This is a genomic window from Cedecea sp. VD22 (assembly GCF_037150195.1).
GTDB lineage: Bacteria > Pseudomonadota > Gammaproteobacteria > Enterobacterales > Enterobacteriaceae > Cedecea.
Window position 1 is genome coordinate 11991 of record NZ_JBBCPX010000009.1, and the last position, 19804, is coordinate 31794.

19 protein-coding genes are annotated in these 19804 nt (G+C 52.3%); 12 read left to right on the plus strand and 7 right to left on the minus strand.

The features are described 5' to 3' along the window. Positions 1-90 precede the first annotated feature (90 nt). Together WFK85_RS15845 and WFK85_RS15850 are read left to right on the plus strand one after the other, a co-directional pair. A complete protein-coding gene (locus WFK85_RS15845) occupies positions 91-1701 on the plus strand; it encodes an MOSC domain-containing protein (RefSeq protein ID WP_008454315.1) in 1611 nt (536 codons plus the stop codon). A gap of 96 nt (positions 1702-1797) precedes the next feature. Continuing rightward, positions 1798-1941: a helix-turn-helix domain-containing protein gene (locus WFK85_RS15850; RefSeq protein ID WP_336708901.1), complete on the plus strand. Its 144-nt coding sequence runs from the start codon at positions 1798-1800 to the stop codon at positions 1939-1941. Positions 1942-1991: 50 nt separating this feature from the next. On the opposite strand, the gene WFK85_RS15855 is transcribed toward WFK85_RS15850, so the two are convergent. Then, positions 1992-2456, minus strand: coding sequence for a hypothetical protein (locus WFK85_RS15855; protein WP_336708902.1), 465 nt, complete (start codon positions 2454-2456; stop codon positions 1992-1994). A gap of 358 nt (positions 2457-2814) precedes the next feature. On the opposite strand from WFK85_RS15855, the gene WFK85_RS15860 reads away from it, so the two are divergent. Then, positions 2815-2952: a hypothetical protein gene (locus WFK85_RS15860; protein ID WP_166994288.1), complete on the plus strand. Its 138-nt coding sequence runs from the start codon at positions 2815-2817 to the stop codon at positions 2950-2952. A 655-nt stretch (positions 2953-3607) separates the two neighbouring features. Here WFK85_RS15860 and WFK85_RS15865 read toward each other — a convergent pair. Further along, entirely contained in the window at positions 3608-5101 is a 1494-nt protein-coding gene (locus WFK85_RS15865; protein WP_336708903.1) for an EAL domain-containing protein, read from the minus strand. Positions 5102-5794: 693 nt separating this feature from the next. Here WFK85_RS15865 and fimA point away from each other — a divergent pair. The 8 genes from fimA (at position 5795) to WFK85_RS15905 (ending at position 13852) form a co-directional block, all read left to right on the plus strand. Next, positions 5795-6334, plus strand: coding sequence for a type 1 fimbrial major subunit FimA (gene fimA / locus WFK85_RS15870; RefSeq protein WP_008454320.1), 540 nt, complete (start codon positions 5795-5797; stop codon positions 6332-6334). Positions 6335-6409: 75 nt separating this feature from the next. Then, entirely contained in the window at positions 6410-6949 is a 540-nt protein-coding gene (locus WFK85_RS15875) for a fimbrial protein (RefSeq protein WP_166994572.1), read from the plus strand. A 55-nt stretch (positions 6950-7004) separates the two neighbouring features. Beyond that, a complete protein-coding gene (locus WFK85_RS15880; protein ID WP_442892313.1) occupies positions 7005-7709 on the plus strand; it encodes a fimbria/pilus periplasmic chaperone in 705 nt (234 codons plus the stop codon). Positions 7710-7781: 72 nt separating this feature from the next. Next, on the plus strand, positions 7782-10415 hold the full coding sequence (locus tag WFK85_RS15885) for a fimbrial biogenesis usher protein (protein ID WP_166994292.1): 2634 nt from the start codon (positions 7782-7784) through the stop codon (positions 10413-10415). A 9-nt stretch (positions 10416-10424) separates the two neighbouring features. Then, a complete protein-coding gene (locus tag WFK85_RS15890; RefSeq protein ID WP_166866583.1) occupies positions 10425-10952 on the plus strand; it encodes a fimbrial protein in 528 nt (175 codons plus the stop codon). A 12-nt stretch (positions 10953-10964) separates the two neighbouring features. Next, the gene (locus WFK85_RS15895) at positions 10965-11468 is read left to right on the plus strand and encodes a fimbrial protein (RefSeq protein WP_336708904.1); all 504 of its coding nucleotides are present in this window, start codon (positions 10965-10967) and stop codon (positions 11466-11468) included. A gap of 16 nt (positions 11469-11484) precedes the next feature. Beyond that, complete coding sequence (locus WFK85_RS15900; protein WP_008454332.1) at positions 11485-12390, plus strand: fimbrial protein; 906 nt, start codon at positions 11485-11487, stop codon at positions 12388-12390. Continuing rightward, positions 12377-13852 (plus strand): EAL domain-containing protein, encoded by a 1476-nt coding sequence (locus WFK85_RS15905; RefSeq protein ID WP_286180275.1) that lies wholly within the window; start codon positions 12377-12379, stop codon positions 13850-13852. Before WFK85_RS15900 ends, WFK85_RS15905 begins: the two co-directional genes overlap by 14 nt. A gap of 147 nt (positions 13853-13999) precedes the next feature. On the opposite strand, the gene WFK85_RS15910 is transcribed toward WFK85_RS15905, so the two are convergent. The 4 genes from WFK85_RS15910 to WFK85_RS15925 form a co-directional block, all read right to left on the minus strand. Continuing rightward, positions 14000-14218 (minus strand): acyl carrier protein, encoded by a 219-nt coding sequence (locus WFK85_RS15910; RefSeq protein ID WP_008454337.1) that lies wholly within the window; start codon positions 14216-14218, stop codon positions 14000-14002. A gap of 17 nt (positions 14219-14235) precedes the next feature. Further along, positions 14236-15669 (minus strand): AMP-binding protein, encoded by a 1434-nt coding sequence (locus WFK85_RS15915; protein ID WP_166994295.1) that lies wholly within the window; start codon positions 15667-15669, stop codon positions 14236-14238. Beyond that, the gene (locus WFK85_RS15920; protein WP_166876646.1) at positions 15666-16784 is read right to left on the minus strand and encodes a membrane-bound O-acyltransferase; all 1119 of its coding nucleotides are present in this window, start codon (positions 16782-16784) and stop codon (positions 15666-15668) included. The genes WFK85_RS15915 and WFK85_RS15920 overlap by 4 nt, the downstream gene beginning before the upstream one ends. Positions 16785-16910: 126 nt before the next feature. Then, positions 16911-18050 carry a D-alanyl-lipoteichoic acid biosynthesis protein DltD gene (locus tag WFK85_RS15925; protein WP_336708905.1) on the minus strand — a complete coding sequence of 380 codons (1140 nt, stop codon included), beginning with the start codon at positions 18048-18050 and terminating at the stop codon, positions 16911-16913. Positions 18051-18551: 501 nt separating this feature from the next. Between WFK85_RS15925 and WFK85_RS15930 the strand changes: the two genes are divergently transcribed. Continuing rightward, entirely contained in the window at positions 18552-19238 is a 687-nt protein-coding gene (locus WFK85_RS15930) for a glycosyl hydrolase family 25 (protein WP_286180276.1), read from the plus strand. 66 nt (positions 19239-19304) lie between these two features. Here the strand turns inward: WFK85_RS15930 and WFK85_RS15935 are convergent, their stop codons facing one another. After that, positions 19305-19796 (minus strand): DcrB-related protein, encoded by a 492-nt coding sequence (locus tag WFK85_RS15935; RefSeq protein WP_008454347.1) that lies wholly within the window; start codon positions 19794-19796, stop codon positions 19305-19307. Positions 19797-19804: the final 8 nt, after the last annotated feature.

Sequence of the window (19804 nt, forward strand, 5' to 3'; positions counted from 1 at the left end):
CCGTTTTTAGCAATTTTTAGTCAGTTGTTCTAAATTTTTACGGCGCCTGAGTCAGTACACTGGGGGAATTAATTCGGCAACATTAAAGGCATGTCCGTGTACCCTGGCACAATCATTGATGAATTACGGCAAGGTGAAGTCAAAGAGTTATTCTCGGTCAAGACCGGGATTGATAAGCACCCGACGAACAGTGTTCAGGTCACCCTGACCGGTTTTAGCGGCGACCAACAGGCCGAAACCTTCCATGGTGGGGAAGAGCGGGCAATTCTGCACTATGACTCTGCGCATTATGCTTCTCTGGCCAGCCGATTCCCGGGTTCCGGCTCGTTGTTTGTTCCGGGCGGATTTGGTGAAAATCTGGTCACCAGCGGAATGAATGAAAGCAATATGTGCGTCGGGGATATTGTTCGAGCCGGGACGGCAATCCTCCAGGTCACTCAGCCAAGGCAGCCCTGCTTTAAACTTAATCACCGCTTTAAACAACCTACGCTCTCCCGATTTGTGCAGGATAACGGCAAAACAGGCTGGTTTTACCGCGTCCTGAAAGAAGGGACGATTCATGCTGGCGATCCCATCGAGGTGATCGTGCGTGCCTGGCCGCAGTGGAGCATCGCGCAAATACTGCACTACCTCTATACCGAAACTGACAACCTGGCGGTAACCGGGCAGCTGGCGAAGCTGGAGCCGCTGGGAAACGAAGTCAAAAGCGTCTTTCAGCGCCGCCTTGAAAATAATGACGTTGAGGATTGGGGGGGAAGGCTGTCGGGCCGCAGCGGCGGGCTTGAAATGCGCATCATCAACATTGTGGATGAGTTTAAAGGGATTAAGCGTTTTATTCTGAGCCGCGTTGACGATGGGGCTTTACCTGAATATTCGGCGGGGGCGCATATTATTCTCCAGCTCCCTAACGGCCTGTCGAGAGCCTATTCCCTGTGTGAATCATGGGCTGAAAACGAATACCATATTGCGGTCAATCACGCCCCGAATAGCCGCGGCGGCTCTCAGTATTTACATCAAACCGCCAGGCCAGGGGATATTTTAACGGTCTCTGAGCCCGCGAACTGTTTCAGCATGGCCCGGGATAAACATCATATTTTTATTGCCGCCGGGATAGGTATCACGCCATTTATTCCGATGATAGAGGAAGCCCTGGCCCGGGAAGAAACCTTTGAGCTTCACTATTGTGTGAGTGATGTGGGCAGTTTTGCCTTCAGGCCGCAGCTGGAAAAATATGTAGAACATGTTCTGATTTACTCGCTCGATAACCCGCTGGACATCAACCAGCTGCTGGACACTCACGCGAGAGGGACGCACGTTTATACCTGCGGAAGCCCCGCTTTTGTGCAGCGAGTGAGAGAGAGTGCCAGCCACTGGCATGCTGACTATGTCCATTTTGAAAACTTCGCCGCCGAAGAGCAAAGCGGGGAGAGCGCTTTTGTCGTCACCGTCAGAGAAACGGGGCAAAAAATTCAGGTGGAGCCGCAGGAAACTATGCTCCATGCGCTCAGAAATCACGGCATTCAGCTGGAATCTGCCTGTGAAACCGGCGTCTGCGGCAAGTGCAGGGTAGATTATGACGGTGAAGTCGATCACCGGGATTCGGTGTTAAGCCAAAGTGAGCGAAAAAGCTGTATGACACCCTGTGTTTCCAGGGCGAAGCAGGCTGAGCTGACTATCTCGTTGCCTAAGGTGAATCCATAGCATCTTACCCTGAATACACGCTGTCTTACGGCTGTAAGACAGCGTTGGAAAATGCATAAATATCAGCCAGTGCTTGTTTAAGGCTTTGTGTGCGCTGTGTCTGACTGTGGGATTAAAGGCGAGCATATTATTGCCGAGGTGTCAGGTAGGGTGCCATCGGAGATCTGGCTTAGCCGCTATTACGACAAAATGGGCAACCTTATCGAACGACAGAAATTAATGCGTTCGCACAGCCTATAAGACAACCAGAGGCATAGCGTTTAATTCGACCGCTATACCTCAGCTAGACATTAAATCTTCGGGCCTTCCAGGTGGCATTGGTACGCGGTGCCGCCGTGTTCGGCCACAAACCAGTCAACCGCGCCGCCTGTAAGGCGGTTGATTTCCACATTGGAAACCAGGCCCCAGGTTTTTTGGTCCCGTGAACCTTCGATTTTATAGGCGATCTCTTTGTCATTGACGACCGGTTGCATTACCCGGAACCAGGTATCGTCGCGGCCCTGGGATTCACCGCCGATGTCCACGATCACCGCTTCGGTCATCCACTGGGTTGTCTGGCCGTTACCCACGCAAGTGCTGCCTTGATCTGCCTGTATATTGAAACACAGCTGGCCGTTATCCAGATAAGGCGCGGGCCAAATCTCAGAGGAAGTCGTTGAGCTCTTATCTTGTGGCTCGCAGACAATGAGCGAAGGCTTAGCCGCTATGGCAGGCAGGCTAAGGAATAGAGCAAAGGCGAGGTATTTGCGTTTCATTACCGACAGTCCATATTCGTAGTAAAAGGGGGAACTAACATGAATGCCGTTAATTTAGTGAGTGCCGTTGACTTAAGCAACAAGATTATATTGCTATCAAATAACAATCCCGGTGCTCTATAATCCCGGCACTAAAAATACCTCAGGGAATTTATAATGAGGTCAATTCTTGCTGGCAGCGCCATCGTTGGGCTGCGCTTAACGTTTCATCCTTAATTAATTCCGGTCCGGTTTTATTTAAGAGTGAAAATATTATTTCCGTCACCGGCGATGCAGTGAAACTCGGTAACATCTACGATGAGCACAAAGTCGTCTCTGCGAACTGATTTTTGGTGACAACGTCCCGAATCAGGAGTTTTTGGCGCAGGCTAATGCGGATGATTATAAAGTCGCCTTTAAAGACCAGTTCACCGAGCTGGCATATTTAGTTAATAAGGGCAGCAAAAAAGAAGATAATACGACGGCAGAGAGCCAGTCTCTGACGGCGGCGGCCTAATTAAAAATTACCACTACAGTAAGGTACCGCCGCGAGAACCAGTCGGTATTCACCCTGGTGCTGGGCACGAAAATGGTTGATTTACCGGTTGACACTCATCTGTATGCAAAATCTATTGAATCGGTGGATGCCTTCCTGGAGGAGCAGAAACCGCAGTTTGACTCAGCACTGTACCTCAAAAAGTAGGCCCTTCAGTATCATAAAGCCCGCTAAAACGGGCTTTAATCGCACTTTAAGCTCTGGTATCCAAACCCATTGCTCTTGCAAATCTAAACGTGGTTCTTAGGGTAAGCGCCAGTTTATACGCATAGTGGCTTGTGTTTCCGCTGCCTTGCTGGCGGCATAGCCGTACATCTTGTCTTTATTATCATCCATTGTTCCCAGGAAGCAGCGCTTCACTGCAAGGCTGCCATAACCCGCCCCTGGCGAGGCCGCTCAGGTAGTGGGCGGTATTAACCTGAAAGACTCTGTGGCAATCAATAAATACAGCAGCTTGCTTATTTATTCATGATATGTGCATATGTCGCACGGTATATTAATCATCAGCCTGACAATAAACGAAGTAACTAAGTCAGAGGAACTTATTTCTGTCCGCCAAAAAATGCGAATTATGGAGGTGTTTTTACAAGCTGAATGACATTGTTAAATATAGCGGTTATTGAATGCCGCGGAAAACTAACGCATCTAACTCCTCGCGGAGCACCGGCTTCGAAATATAATACCCTTGAAATAAACTGACGCCCATTTGCTTTAGCATAATGAATTTTTGCAGGTTATCGACACCTTCCGCCACGCACTGGCTGCCTGTCACGCTCGCATAATAGATTAAGCCATCAATGAGATGTTTATCATCGAGATTACTCGTAAAGTTTTCTACGATATAGCGGTCCAGCTTATAGCTATTAAATTTTAGCTGCCTGACTGGAAACGTGACGCTATTTTTAGCGAAGCAATCATCCAGCGCAAGCTTTATGCCCAGCCCGGCAAGCTGATTTAATACCGTTACCGTTTTAGACTCGTAGCTTAAATCCACATTTTCGTTAATATCCAGCACCAGGCGGCTTATCCAGGTCGGGTCAAGCAGCTGAGCTTTGGCCGTCTCAACTATTTTAAACAGGGCAGCACTCTCGGTGAGAATCCGTGGAATATTGACCGAAAATTCCAATTTCCCCGCATAGTTATTTATATTCACCACGGCTTCTCTGATGATGTAGGCCGTGAGCATGATCCACGTTTCTCGCGTCCTGATCTCATGGAAAAAGTCTTTCGGCAACAATACGTTGCCGTTAGTGTACCAGCGGCAAAATATCTCAAAACCCGCTATCTGCATCTCGCCGTCTACAATGGGCTGGAAAACGGGGAAGATCAGGCCATGCTGCAGGGCATGGGTAATTTTCCTCTCCTCGCTGCTGAGCATTCTGGTCGTTAATCCCCTGGGCTTCGACTGGCGCTGTGCTTTGCGATGCCGGCCCGGCAGCAGTCTGGACATCATCGGGTGAATGGCCGCCAGCTTTTTTAACCCACTTGAACGCAGGTTATAGAGCGTTTTAGTACTGAAGCTTTTTGTTGCCGCGGTATCTTCATGGCCGGACGGGCTAAAAAGCTCCAGCAGCGTATTGACCTCATGGATAGTGAGGCCTTCATGGCGCAAACCGCCGTTGCGTTCTTCCTGTCTGGCAAGCGAGACAAGCGTGGGAATGTTTTTAAGGTCTTTATGCAGCGTATTTCTGAGTTTAACCACGCTGGTAAAAATGCTGACTACTCTGATGGTACTGAGATTCGATTTTCGCGGCATCACATTTTTAAAATAGCTAAACAGCCAGGACGACGATAGCCCACTTATGATCAGGATATTTATCTTATGGTTATGCATTTGTAATAGCGATATCAGGCTCTTCAGCGTCATCAGCATCTGAAAGGGATCTTCAGGAATAAAAACTATCAGATGGTTAAATTCATCGCTTTCATTATTTTTAGAAATAAGTCGGCTGCTTTTCTCGGGGCTAATCAGTTTTGTATTCATTCCCTTTTCATGAAGCAACTCAGAAAGACCCGTTGCGGAAAAATGACAGGCAGAAAGTATATGATAAACAAACTCAACGTGGGAATGTTGAGGTGGCACAGGCAATAACGGTGAGGTTATATTCATATCAATTGTCCATTAGTCATTATTTTCTATACCCGATGCAATAGGTTTTATTGCGTGGTATATCCTCGCCAGAGGTTTTTTTGATATGTGAAAGCCCGGCCGACGCAGCATGAAAGATGTTTGCGTCAGGTATTACTTTTTAAATGTGCAAACTAAGATTTGCGGCTGATGCCAGATTAACGCTGCATATTAAGTTCCTTTTAATAAATTCTGGATGATTATTCGTCTGTAATATTAATGATAAATTCAATGCAATGAATGTTTTATAATTATTTTAAGCGAAATTATCCCTGTTGTTTTTTATGTGTAGTCTTTTTTTTGAATTTTTAGTCAACATTCCTGTTTCTTCTCTAGTTTCTTTACAACGTGTGGAATGTCAATAGAAATTAATTTCAAAAGCGCTATTGAGAATAAATTTAGGGAAAAATCCTAATAGGATTAAATATAAAAAACATTTAAAATCAATGCAATGTGATGATATTGATGTTTTGTTAAATATAATTTCAAAGACGATTCAGGATACTTTATTAATATTTCACCCCGGCTCCCACCAATATTGAGAGGGTAGCTCTCTTAGGGGCGAGCTTATGTGAATAGGCGATCGTTTCGTGAAGCTGAAACATAGGTCTTATGGAAGGCATAGCGACTGCCGGTTCTGATTCGTTTTAGTGAAATTGTTTAAAGGAATAAATTATGAAAATCAAAAATCTGGCTCTCGTTGCACTGTCAGCCCTCTCTTTGAGCTCGGGCGCGGCTTATGCCGTGACGGTTAACGGTGGCACCGTTCATTTCAAAGGTGAAATTGTTAACGCAGCCTGTGCCGTTGATGCGGGATCGGTGGACCAGACTGTTCAGCTGGGCCAGGTTCGTTCTGCCCGACTGGCTGCGGCAGGTAGCACCAGTTCTGCAGTAGGTTTCAACATCCAACTGAACGATTGCGATACCACTGTTTCCACCAAAGCCTCCGTTGCGTTCTCTGGCGTTGCCGTCACCGGCAAGACCGACACGCTGGCAATTCAGGGCCCTGCGGCGGGCAGTGCGACTAATGTGGGGATTCAAATTCTCGACAACACCAGCACACCGCTGGCACTGGATGGGGCAACCTTCAGCGCCAAAACCACGCTGAACGATGGCACCAATATTATTCCTCTGCAGGCCCGTTACATCGCGCTGGGTGCGGCTACGGCCGGTACCGCTAACGCGGACGCGACCTTTAAAGTTCAGTACGAGTAATCAGTCAGTCATACAGGGAAATCACTCGGGGCCAGGGACGGCCCGTCATCTACTACGGATTTGAAGGTGATAATGATGAGAGGAATCAAGCTGATTCTATTGAGCGTTCTCCTGCCATCCCTGGCGCTGGCCGGTAACCGAACGCATGTGATGCTGCCGGGCGGCAATATGCGCTTCCAGGGCACGATCGTTGCCGAATCCTGCCGCGTGGAAGCGGGCGACCGCCAAATGACGGTCGAAATGGGCAGGATCAGCAGCAATCGCTTCCACGCGCCAGGCGAAGACAGCGACCCGGTGCCTTTCGCGCTCCACCTTCAGGACTGTAATACCAATGTTAGCCGGCACGTTGGCGTGGCGTTTATGGGCGTGGCCGACGGTAAAAATCCGGCGGTACTTTCGGTGGGCGAGGGACCGGGCATAGCTGAAGGCGTGGGCGTTGCCCTTTTTGATGCCGAGGAGCGCCAAATCCCATTGAATGCCCCTGCAAAGGCCCGGACCCGGATATACGCCGGGCCAAACACTCTCCATTTTATCGCCAAATATCGCGCCACCGGGCATCAGGTTACCGGCGGGCTGGCTAATGCCCAGGCCTGGTTTTCTTTGACCTACCTGTAGCCTGAATGCGGGCGTAGTGGACACAAACAACAACGACAAGGACAAAGGTGCGAGCGTGACAAAAAGCTTACTAAGAGGTCGCGGTTTACTGGCGGCGATGATGATAGCTGCGGCAATCGGCTTTATGGCTCCTGCAGAGGCGGGGGTTGCGTTAGGCGCGACTCGCGTTATTTATCCTGAAGGGCAAAAGCAGGTTCAGCTGGCGGTAACCAGCAACGATGAAAAAAGTACTTACCTTATTCAGTCGTGGGTAGAAAACGCTAATGGCGATAAAGACAGCCGGTTCGTGATTACCCCGCCGCTGTTTGCCATCAAAGGGAAAAAAGAAACCACGTTACGCATTTTAGATGCGACCAATAACCAGCTGCCGAAGGATCGGGAGAGCCTGTTCTGGCTGAACGTGAAAGCCATTCCATCCATGGAAAAATCAAAGCTGAATGAGAACACGCTCCAGCTGGCGATCATCAGCCGAATTAAACTTTATTACCGCCCGGATAACCTGGCGCTGGCCCCGGAGAAAGCGGCAGAAAAGCTGACCTTTAGCCGCAGCAACGGCCAGCTGACAGTAAACAATCCCACCCCGTATTACCTGACGGTGACGGATATAAATGCCGGCACCCGCGTGCTGGACAATGCGCTTGTCCCACCGATGGGAAAAACCTCCGTGAAGCTACCGGCCGATGCCGGGACCAACATCACTTACCAGACCATTAACGACTACGGGGCGCTAACGCCACGGATGCAGGGCGTTATGCAGTAATTCAGGACAGGCCGTCCTGCGTTAAATAACAACGAAGAACTGACTGCCGGGCGAATGCTGACCGGAGGGACAATGTCACATCTAAAATATGGATTAGCGCGTTTCGGCTTCCGTCGTCCGCGGCGCAAATTAGCTTCTTTTTTTACTCTGGTACAAACGCCGCTGGCGCTTTTCATTGCTATGCAAGCCTGTTCCGCCCATGCGGATCTCTATTTTAACCCGCGCTTTTTAGCCGACGATCCCTCCGCGGTGGCTGATTTGTCCAGCTTCGAAAGTGGGCAGGAAGCGCCGCCGGGGACCTATCGCGTCGATATTTATCTCAACGAGGGATTTGTCGCCACGCGGGACGTTAAATTTGATGCGGCAAAGAGCAGCAGCGGCCTGGCTCCCTGCCTGACGCGTGAGCAATGGGCCGGAATGGGCGTCGATGTGGCGGCCATTGCCGGCATGAACGCCCTGGCGTCGGACGCCTGCGTCCCGATGACTGAACTTATTCCTGAGGCGACCGCCGGGTTTGATGTTGGTCTCCAAAGGCTCAACCTGACGGTACCGCAGGCGTTTATGGGCAACCGGGCCAGAGGCTATATCCCGCCTGAACGCTGGGATAACGGCATTAACGCCGGCCTGCTGAATTACAACTTTACCGGCAATAGCGTGCAAAACGATCGCGGTGGTAACAGCAATTATGCCTGGCTGAATCTTCAGAGCGGGATCAATCTCGGGGCATGGCGACTGCGCGACAACACCACCTGGAGCTACAACAGCGGCGGCGGAAGCTCAGCGAACGAAAACAAATGGCAGCACGTCAACACCTGGCTTGAGCGCGATATTATTTCCCTGCGCTCCCGGTTAACGCTGGGCGACAGCTATACCGACAGCGATATTTTTGACGGGATCAATTTCCGGGGGGCTCAATTAGCCTCCGACGATAATATGCTGCCCGACAGCATGAAAGGCTTTGCGCCGGTGATTCGCGGTATTGCCCGGGGCACGGCGCACGTCATCGTCAAACAAAATGGCTATGAAATCTATCAGGGCACCGTTCCGCCAGGCCCGTTCACGATTAACGATCTCTACGCTGCCACTAGCGGCGGCGATCTGCAGGTCACTATCAAAGAAACCGACGGCAGCAGCCAGATCTTCAGCGTGCCGTGGTCATCCGTGCCTGTTTTACAGCGCGAAGGGCGCACGCGTTTTTCACTGACGGCCGGGGAATATCGCAGCGGCAACCGCCAGCAGGAAGAGCCTAAGTTCTTCCAGGGCACGGTGCTGCATGGTTTGCCCGATGGCTGGACGCTTTATGGCGGCAGCCAGCTGGCTGACCGTTACCGCAGCTTCAACCTGGGCGTAGGGAAAAACATGGGGGCGCTGGGGGCGCTGTCGATGGACGTCACTCAGGCCAACGCCAGGCTCGCCGATGACAGCGAACACCAGGGGCAATCGCTGCGCTTCCTCTATAACAAATCGCTGAATGAACTGGGCACCAACATCCAACTGGTGGGCTACCGGTATTCAACCAGCGGCTATTTTACCCTCGCCGACAGTGCCTACAGCCGGATGAGCGGTTACCGCGTGGAAACGCAGGACGGCGTCATTCAGGTTAAACCTAAGTTTACCGACTACTACAACCTCGCCTACAACAAGCGCGGCAGGGTGCAGCTGAGCCTGACCCAACAGTTGGGCAGAACAACAACGCTTTATCTCAGCGGCAGCCACCAGACTTACTGGAACAGCAGCAGCGCCGACGAACAGATGCAGGTGGGGTTAAACACCGCCGTGGATGACATCAACTGGACGGTCAGCTACAGCCTGACGAAAAACGCCTGGCAGGAAGGGCGTGACCAGATGCTGGCGGTAAACGTCAATATCCCGTTCAGCCACTGGCTGCGTTCCGACAGCAAATCCGTCTGGCGTAATGCCAACGCCAGCTACAGCGCCTCACACGATCTTAATGGCCGGATGACCAACCTGGCCGGGCTGTACGGCACGCTGCTGGAGGACAATAACCTGAGCTATAGCGTGCAGACCGGCTATGCGGGCGGCGGGCACGGGAATAGCAGCAGTACAGGTTATGCCGCACTGAACTACCGCGGCGGATACGGCAACGCGAACGTGGGCTACAGCCGCAGCGACGGCATGAAACAGGTTTACTACGGCGCGAGCGGTGGCGTACTGGCGCATGCGGATGGTGTGACCTTCAGCCAGCCGCTGAACAGCACGGTCGTGCTGGTGAAAGCCCCCGGAGCCGGGGACGTCAAAGTCGAAAACCAAACCGGGGTTCGTACTGACTGGCGCGGTTATGCCGTGCTCCCGTATGCCAGCGATTACCGCGAAAACAGGATCGCGCTGGACACCAACACGCTGGCTGACAACGTAGACCTTCAGGATGCGGTCGCCAACGTGGTGCCCACCCACGGCGCCGTGGTGCGCGCGGAATTCAAGCCACAGGTTGGGGTGAAAATGCTCATGACGCTGACCCACAACGGCAAGCCTGTGCCTTTCGGGGCGGTAGTGACTGCCGAAGGCCTGCAGGTGAGCAGTATTGTGGCCGACAGCGGGCAGGTGTACCTGAGCGGAATGCCGCTGGTGGGCAAGGTGCTGGCCAAATGGGGAGACGGGCCGGGTGCCAGCTGCGTGGCGGACTACCGTCTGGGTGAAGAGAGCCAGAAGCAGATGCTGAGCTCGCTTTCGGCGCTGTGTCGCTAAGGAATAAGCATGACTAAATCTCTTTATATCGTCGGCATCGCCCTGTCACTGTTCGCCGCCGCTGCGGATGCGGCAGACAGCACCATTACGATTAGTGGCAATGTTCGGGACAACGCCTGCGCGGTTGCGGCGGAGTCGAAAGATTTCACCGTCGACCTGATGAATAACCCGGCCAAACAGTTTTCTGCGGTGGGAGCCACCACCGCGCTGGTGCCTTTTCGCATCGTGCTTTCCCCGTGTGGCGGCCTGGCTACCGCGGTGAAAGTGGGCTTTACCGGCGTGGCGGATAGCGTCAACACCAGTTTATTAAAGCTGGATAGCGGCGCGGCGGCAGCTGCAGGCATGGGGATACAAATCCTGAACAGCGCCCGGACGCCGATGCCGATCAACGCGGGATCGTCGGCAATTCAATGGACCACGCTGGTGCCCGGCCAGACCAACGTGTTGGGCTTTTATGCGCGCCTGATGGCAACGCAGCTGCCGGTCACCGCCGGGCACGTAAATGCGACCGCAATATTCACACTTGAATTTCAGTAACCGGAGGCGGACATGAAATGGATTCTACCCGGAAGGGTGCTTGCCGGAGTGCTGCTGGTGCTCTCTGCCACGGCAAAGGCGGATGACGTCACCATTACCGTGAACGGCAGAGTAGTGGCGAAGCCCTGCACGATCTCGACCCCAACGGCCACGGTCGATCTGGGCGATCTCTATACCTTTAGCCTGGTGCAGGCCGGTGCTTCATCCGCCTGGCATGATGTTGTCCTGAGCTTGACCAACTGCCCGGTCGGGACCTCTAAAGTGACCGCAACGTTCAGCGGCACGGCGGATGCGACGGGGTATTACGCCAACCAGGGCACGGCGCGCAACCTCCAGCTCCAGCTGCGGGACAACGGCGGGGCAACGCTGAATAACGGTGCCAATAAAACTGTTCAGGTGGATGCCGGCAGTCAGGCGACGAGTTTTCCTCTGCAGGTCAGAGCGATAACGGTCAACGGCGGGACTACCCAGGGAACCATTCAGGCGGTGATCAATGTCACTTACACCTGGGCCTGATCGCAAGGAGGATGGAATGAAAAAAATCATCGCGTTATTGGCCACTCTGGCCGGGCTGGGATGGTCAACCGCAGGCCAGGCCTTTACCTGCCAGTCGCTGGGGACATCCATCAGCGGCTCCGGCACCGTGAACGTCAATGTTAATCTTGTGCCGTCCATTTCGGCAGGGCAAAACTTAGTGGTCGATCTTTCCCAGTCGATTCAGTGCAAAAACGATGCCCCAAGCCAATATACCGATCCGGTAAGGATCCGGTCCGGCTCGGCGTATCAGGGCGTGCTCTCTGCTTTCAGAGGATCATTAGGTTACTTCGGGGTGCAATATCCTTTCCCGACCACAACGGAAACCGCCTGGGTGAACCACACCTGGGGGGATTATCGTGGCTGGCAGGCGGTGCTGTATTTAACGCCTATCAGCACCGCCAGCGGCGTAGTGGTTAAAGCCAACACCATGATTGCCCAGCTTATTCTGGAAAAAGAGGATTCCATTAACGGGAATCGCCAGATCATCAACTGGAATATCTACGCCAACAACGATGTTGTGGTGCCCACCGGTGGCTGTGACGTGTCCGCCCGTAACGTGACGGTGAATCTGCCTGATTACCCGGGAACGGCGCCTGCGCCCGTCACCGTGCGCTGCGCGCAGAATCAGAGAATCGGTTACTTTTTGTCTGGCAACACGCTGGGCAGCGATAACTCCATTTTCACCAATACGTCTTCCAGCTCGCCTGCTCAGGGAATTGGCGTTCAGCTTTTGCGAAATGGTGCCGCTTTGGGGGCCGGCAGCGCTAACACCGTTTCGCTGGGAACGGTAGGGACGACCCCCGTAAGTCTGGGGCTGACTGCGACCTACGCGAGAACGACCGGGCAGGTTACGGCGGGTAATGTGCAGTCGATCGTTGGGGTGACGTTTGTTTACCAGTAGCGGCACACCTGGAAAAGTAAGCGAGCGTGTGACCTACATTCTCTCGCCCTGCAACATGATGGCGTGTGGGCTTGAGAATCTGTTAGCCGCAGGTCAAACCCGGGCGGTATTTTTCCCTGGCTCAGGGGAAGAAAGATTGCAGGAAGAGAGCGGGGCGCGGTTTGTGGTCTATCTGCCCGATCAACCTTACTGGCTGCTTGTCGTCTTGCGGCAGGTAGCGCAGCTGCTCGATCGCCATGATGGCCAGCTCCCCATGCTCATTTTGAGCCGAAGCTCAGCCTCATGGATCTGGCGTTCGCTGCAGAAATTAGTGAAAAAAGACGGTTATCTTGGCGGCGTGCGGGTGGTGCCGTCCGATCTGCCCTGCGCCAGCCTGGCCGCGCTGCTGCACGGGGACTGGGATAACAGCGTCAGCCTCAAAAAACACGCCCTTGAAGAGGAGCTGGTGAGCCAGATCCGGCCCGAAGGTTTGACCCGAAAAGAGCTGGATGTGCTGGTGGACTCTCTCGCCGGGCAGACGATTCAGGAGCAGGCGAAACAGCGCGGCGTCAGCCATAAGACGCTGTATGTGCAGCGAATATCCGGGTTAAAAAAAATGGTTCATCCGCTGCTGCATGAGAAGGCGCCGATGGCGAGTAATCAGCAGAAAAAAGGAGACTCAGCGGGTATGCTGGCTGCCCTTTCACCGTTTGAAAGGGAGCTGGTTTATGCCATTCACAACCGCCAGATTTACCCGGTATTCCAGCCTATTGTGAACGGTGGGCTGCAGCTCAAAGGGCTGGAAATCCTGGCCCGCTGGCATCGAAATGGGCAAACCCTACAGCCCGCAGAGTTTCTGCCGCAGATCCGCTCCAGCTATACGTGGCGCCTGTTAACGGCCTTTATGCTGCAAGAGGCGGTGGGCGGCATTAATCAGTACCAGGGGGAGTATTATTTCGCGGTGAATATACCGGCCGCGGTTTCAAACAGTGAAAGTCTGTTCGGCATTATTAAACAGCTGAGTACCCGACTGATAAATCCATTCTGGACGGACAGGCTGGTGCTGGAAATATCAGAAGATCTGAATTTGAATCAGCATCAGGAGAGTCGATTCTTTATTACCCAGCTTCAGCACCAGGGATACCGGGTGATGCTTGATGACTGCTTTTCGCAGAGCAGCGTTTATTTCCCGGTGCGGGCGGTGCGGTTCAACGATTACAAACTGGATCGCAAAGTCGTGGCCGACGCGCAGTATGAACCTCACGCGCTGGCGCTGATCAAAAGCCTGGCGTACTACTGTGAATTAACGGGAAGTTACTGCGTTGCCGAGGGGATTGATAGCCGCGAGAAATTAAGGCTGCTGCTGGCATCCGGGGTGCATCTCTTTCAGGGGTTCAGTATCTCTCAGCCCGTTTTTAAGTTTGAACTGCGGCAAATGATCGCGGCTTTGAAAAAAAGAGAGACGGTGCAGCCTATAGCCTGAATCAGCGCTATTACCCTCTCCCTGGAAGGGAGAGGAGATAAATCACGTTCCCTGCCAGGCCTTTCCCCCTCTTCCCCTGGGGGAGAGGGCCGGGGTGAGGGGTTGAACTGTTCCCGTATGTTTGAGTGAGACCGCTAATAACCGTGACTAGCGATTCTCTTCAATATAACGCGCCAGATCCGCCGGGGTTTTCAGCACGGTGGCGACTTCCGTCGGCGGGATCATGCAGCCGTACACATCCTGCACTTCCAGCACCAAATCAACGGCCAGAATAGAGTCGAGAATGTCGGACTCGATCAGTTCATCGTTAAAACCGACCTTACGGGATAACACTTTTTCAAACAGGGCGAGAATTTCTTGTTCCATCTTATTTTCCTGGGTCATTAATTCGTGCGAGCCTGGGTATCCAGCAGCTTGCGGTCGATTTTGCCGTTAGGGTTCAGCGGCAAAGCGTCTTTAATAATGATTTGTGAAGGCACCATATAAGGCGGGATCACCTTCGCGAGCGAAGTCTTGATCGCCTCCGGGGCAAGGCCAGTGACGCAGAACGCTGCAATGCGCAGCACGCCGCCGCCGGACTTCATCAGCGGCAGTACCACGGCTTCGCTAATACCGGACATCGCCAGCAGGCGGTTTTCAATTTCGTTGATTTCAATGCGGTAGCCGTTCAGCTTGATCTGGCTGTCGTTACGGCCCTGGCAATACAGCAGCCCGTCTTCGTAGCCGAGATCGCCGGTGCGGTAGCCGCGGTATTGCTCGCTTTCGCGGTGCAGCAACTTAGCGGCGTTTTCCTGCGGCAGGCCGAGATAACCGCGCATGACGTTTTTCCCCCAGATAATCAGCTCACCTTCGGAGGTAATCTCCATGTGGGATTCCGGCATCATGGTGCCCACCGGCAGCACGTCGTTTTCGCTGTGCAGGATCTCGTCGGTGATTTCAATCACCGTGGTGGCGATGGTGGCTTCCGTTGGGCCATAGGAGTTCAGGATTTTGGCCTGCGGGAAACGGCGGCGCAGTTGCCTGACCAGCGCTTTGTTCAGCACTTCACCAATAAACACAAACACGCTCAGCGCGGGCAAATACTCGGCGCTGAACTGCGGGGAAAGCAGCTTCTGGTAGGCAAAAGAGGGCGTGGAAACCCAGGCCGAAACTTCGTTGGTTTTCAGGCGATCGAGCCAGTTTTCAGCGGCAATATCTTCCTTGGCGTTCAGCACGATGTGCCCGCCGGTGGCGAGATTCGCCAGCAAAGGAATAAGAGACAGGTCGAAGCTGAACACCGCGTGGTTCATTAATACCGGCACGTCCGGCAGCGCAAAGTCATTGCGCACCCACTTCATGAAGTGCCATAGGCTCTCGCGGCCAATCTGCACGCCTTTCGGTTTCCCGGTGCTGCCTGAGGTAAACATGATGTAAGCCAGATCGGGCTCGGCCAGCACGCTGCCGGTTTCGCCGGTCGCCACAAACTGCTTCGCCACGACGTCGTAGTAATAAGGGGCGCTGGCTAGCTGGCAGATCTCTTTCAGCCGCTCCTGCGGGTAGATGCAGTCCACCGGAATATACGGGATGTTGTGCAGCAGGCAGCTGTAAATTGCCACGGCAAATTCGGCCTGCTGATGCCCGTATAAAACCACCGGCGTGCCGGCGGGTTGTTCGCACTGCGCGTAGCGCTGCGCCCAGTCGGTTGCGGCGACGGAAAGCTGTTGCCAGGTCAGGGCGGTATCGCTGCCGCTGATGGCTAACTGGCTGGGGCGCGCGGGGTCGAGTAATGCCGCACGCAGAAAATCCTGCAGTTCCTGAAGCTCTGGATGAAGGTTCATAGAGGTGACATTCCACTAAAGATGTAGAGGGAGACCGCGGCGCTAGCCAGCGTCAGAATTCGTCCAAAAAACGCGATAACCGGATGGCGTAAGCCGTTACTCAAGGCCGGGCTGCGTTTGGCTGACCAAAGCAGCATGTTATGGGCAACGGAAATGGCGCCGAACAGCGCGCCGCTGATGACGTAGTGTCGTTCAAGCCCGTTCCAGGCCCCCATGCAAAAGAGCGTGCAGAAGATGCCCACGTTCTGTGCCAGGGTTTTGTTTTGACGGAAGAAATCGAGCTTCATCAGATTCATGTAAATCGGCATAAAGACCACGTCGCGCAGCCACTCAGACAGGCTGATGTGGAACCGGCGCCAGAAGTCCTGCGGGTTTTTGGCCAGAATCGGCATATTGAAGTTGGCCGGAATATTCAGGCCAAACAGCCGCCCGGCGCCGATAGCCATGTTGCTATAACCCGCAAAATCAAAGTAGAGATAGGCGCTGTAGGCGACCGACATCACCACGCCGACGGTGAGCGTGAACGGCCGGTGGCTCCAGGATTCAATCACCAGATTGTCGATAAGCATCGCAAACAAAAATTTCTGCACGACGCCGGTGACGATTTGCTCCACGGCCAGTAAAAACTGTTCGCGGGTCAGCCTGAATACCGGCTTATTAATATCGCCGACCCAGGTTCTCCAGCGGTACATCGGGCCGGCGAGAATAATAAACGGCATAAACAGATAGCAGAAATAATGCAAAAAGTTCTGGCCATCTTTTTTGCTGCGGTAAAGCAGCACGTCAATGGCGCGGAAGGTCATAAACGACAGGCCAATCATGCCCCAGTGATTATTCAGGTGTAGCTTCACCAGCAATAGCGGGAGCAGCGTGAGAGTGACCGCCTGCCAGGTTTTTAACCAGCCTTTCTCTTTCAGGGTGACAAGAAGATAAAACGCAAAGAATACCGCCACCGGAACCAGGTAATCGCCCTGGAAAATATATCCCCATGCCAGCGCCGCCAGCACGGAGAATGCTGCTAAATAGGTCAGCCGGTAATGCAGTACGCGGTTAACCAGCGCAAATAGCAGCGCCGATGAAAACAGAAAGAAAAAAAATGCCCCGGAGCTATACATCATTCATCCTTCAGAATTTTTGATATTCAAAATGCACTTTGATACTCATGCTGTCGTCCACGGAAGACCATGCGATCACCGTGATGGCCAGCAAGAGGTAAAGCACAAACAGGCGAACGGCAGTTTTCATCGTGTAAAGCTCTCGGCAATAAAGCGGTCCATAGCAACCCACGCCAGCTCGGTGGGATGCAGGCGATCCCAGTTCCAGCCGTTTTGATAAGGCTGGGCGTACATATCGAAATAGCGCACCTGGTTTTGCTCGAGATACGCCCTGACCTGGCGGTCAACGGGCTGGAATTTTTGCGTGTTTTTCAGCGCCCACGGGTTAAGCGGATCGACGATCACCACGAACTGGGCATGGCGAGATTTGAGCAGATCGATGGTGGCCTTGAAGGCTTCCATCTGGCGGTTTACCACCGGCGTTTCATACCACTCTTCCGCCGTTTTTCCGTCTTCATAGACGCTTTTGTCCATCCACAACGTGGCGGCACTTTGCTGGCGAACCTGATTCAATACGCGGGCATGGGCCAGCTGTTCGTTCCAGTCTGGCTCGGCGTACTTATCAGCGGGAGCGGGCCATGGGCGGTGAGGTTCAGGCGCAATGCGCAGCCACGCCAGCCAATGGTTTTTTACCAGGGTGCAGAAGTTAGCAAACTCATAATTAATAGACTGCCAAATTACTTTTGGCCGCCAGCCATATATTTTCATTTCGCCCAGGGTTAAATGGCTGATGTCCTCTTCATCAATATGGTGTAAGTAATTGACCAGGAAAGGACGGGCTTTTTCATCCGCCATCAGTGGGTTAAAAATAGCGGCCGGGAAATGATCGGCAAAAATAGCCGGAGGAATAGTGTCAAAATAAAAACTGTCTGGGGCAAACAGCAGAACAATTTTACTGTTGGCATTTATATCGTTTTTAAAACGTGAGAGCAGCAGGAATTGTGTGATGTTATCGACATAACTATCCCCGTAAGCCACCACCGGCTGATGTAATTGCTTATTAAAGTAATTATATACAGCGTAATGTTCATCTTCCGATGTCGACACCTCAGAAGCGCCGAGGAAAAATAATGCATTACCTTGTAATGCATGGGAAATTGTCGCTATTTTCTCTGATTGCTCTTTCGCTGTACCGTCCATGCTTTTAATCAGCGGCTGGAATGTTAGCGGCGTGAACAACCCCGTCACCAGGGCCGGAACGCATAAGACCAGAACGGCAAGCAGCGCCATCAGGATATGTAGGCAGAGAGTATTCTTGATTTTCATTATTAATATGAGGTTACATGACTACCATTTGTTTAAAATTTGTTATTTTTTATCAACACAACAAATCATCCCTGTGCATCGCTGCACTATATACCAGCCTTTCACCGATGATGAGCGTTGCTGTGTAACGGTATGTACAACGAAGTACGTATTGTAATAATTCCCGCTACGCTTTGATGACGGGGGAAGTTGTATGGCCAGGCCGCGTAGGCTTATGGACTTACGTCAGGTATTTTTCTGTCAACATCCCGCCACGTTTGGGAATTTCCTCTGCCTTTCGTTAAAAGTAGCGGATGACTCAGTACGCTCTTGATGAAAATAATCTCGCGCTCCTGAGTGAGCGCAGAATTTGAACTGAATATAAAAACTTCCCCCGGCAGGGCTATCGGCAAGAAAGATTCAATGACAGTATCTTGAAAGAAAAATAAAGCCATAATCCTAAAATAGACCTGTTGCCCGTAAGGGCATGGAGTTTGCGATAAAATACAAGCTGACAATTATTTGGAATGGCTGAATATGTGCGTAATTAACTGGGGTTTTATTGATAAAATTGTCTATATCAATCTGGCGAAACGTCAGGATAGAAAGGCTGAAATTATCGCGGAGTTAAAGAAGGTTCAGGCTCCGGAAGAAAAAATTATCCATTTTCAGGCCATTGAGGAAGAAGAGGGCGCGCTGGGCTGCGCAAAGTCCCACCTGAATGTCCTGATCATGGCGCAAATAAATGGCTGGAACAACGTCCTGATTCTTGAAGATGATATGGTGTTCGATGAGGATCCCCAATCTATTGAAAGAGCTAATATTTTTCTGGGTGAGTTAGCACGCACTGACTGGGATGTGGGGTTTCTTTCGGCCAGCTATTACATCATTAAAAAGGTGAGTTCCGCTTTTTATAAAGTCGAGTTCGCTTTTCTGGCAAACAGTTATCTGGTGAACAGGCCTTATTATCGAACGCTGATGCACAATTATTCTCGGGCCATTTATCGAATGGAGCAGGGCGAAGCGCGCAATAAAGCTGGACTGGATACCAACTGGTTAAAACTGATGGCTCAGGGAAACTGGTACGGTGTATATCCCTGCATCGGGCATCAGCGGCCCGGGCTCAGTGATATAGAAAATACGGTCATGGACAGACGAGAGTATTTTAAACGGCCAATTGAAGACATTAAACGCTACGGCTCATTTTAATCCTGGCGAAGAATGAAGGGGCTGAAGCATCAGCCCCCGAAAAGAAGGGATGCTTCAGCGGGAGGGTTATTCGCTTTCGCCGAGGGGCGCTTCCAGAGGAACAAAGCTGTTAATAATCCGGACATAATGTTTACGCTGTGCTTCGGTGAAATCATTATTTACGGCCAGGGTAAACACCAGCAGCTTACGTTTATTCGGGTTCAGCACCGGGTGCCCCGGAAGCGTAATGATAGACGAGACCTGGCGGATCCAGGTGCCGTCCTCGAGAAACTTATTCGCGGTTTGCAGGACCGGCAGTTTGGCAGGCCCGATCTCATGCCTGAGGTTCTTCCCTTCGACCTCGAATCCCGGGACGAAGCGTTTCATTTTATCCCACTGTTTTTCACAGAACTGATCAACGGTCTGCTCTTCTTCAAGAGTGGTGCGGTTGATCAAGATGTTATAGGGATTGTGATCCTCATCCATGTAGCGAAGGATATTGATCGACTGATCCTCCTGCGGATTCAACGTCACGAAACTGCCCTCATTGAGGGGGTAGGTCACAGGTTTGTTACTCATAAGCGACT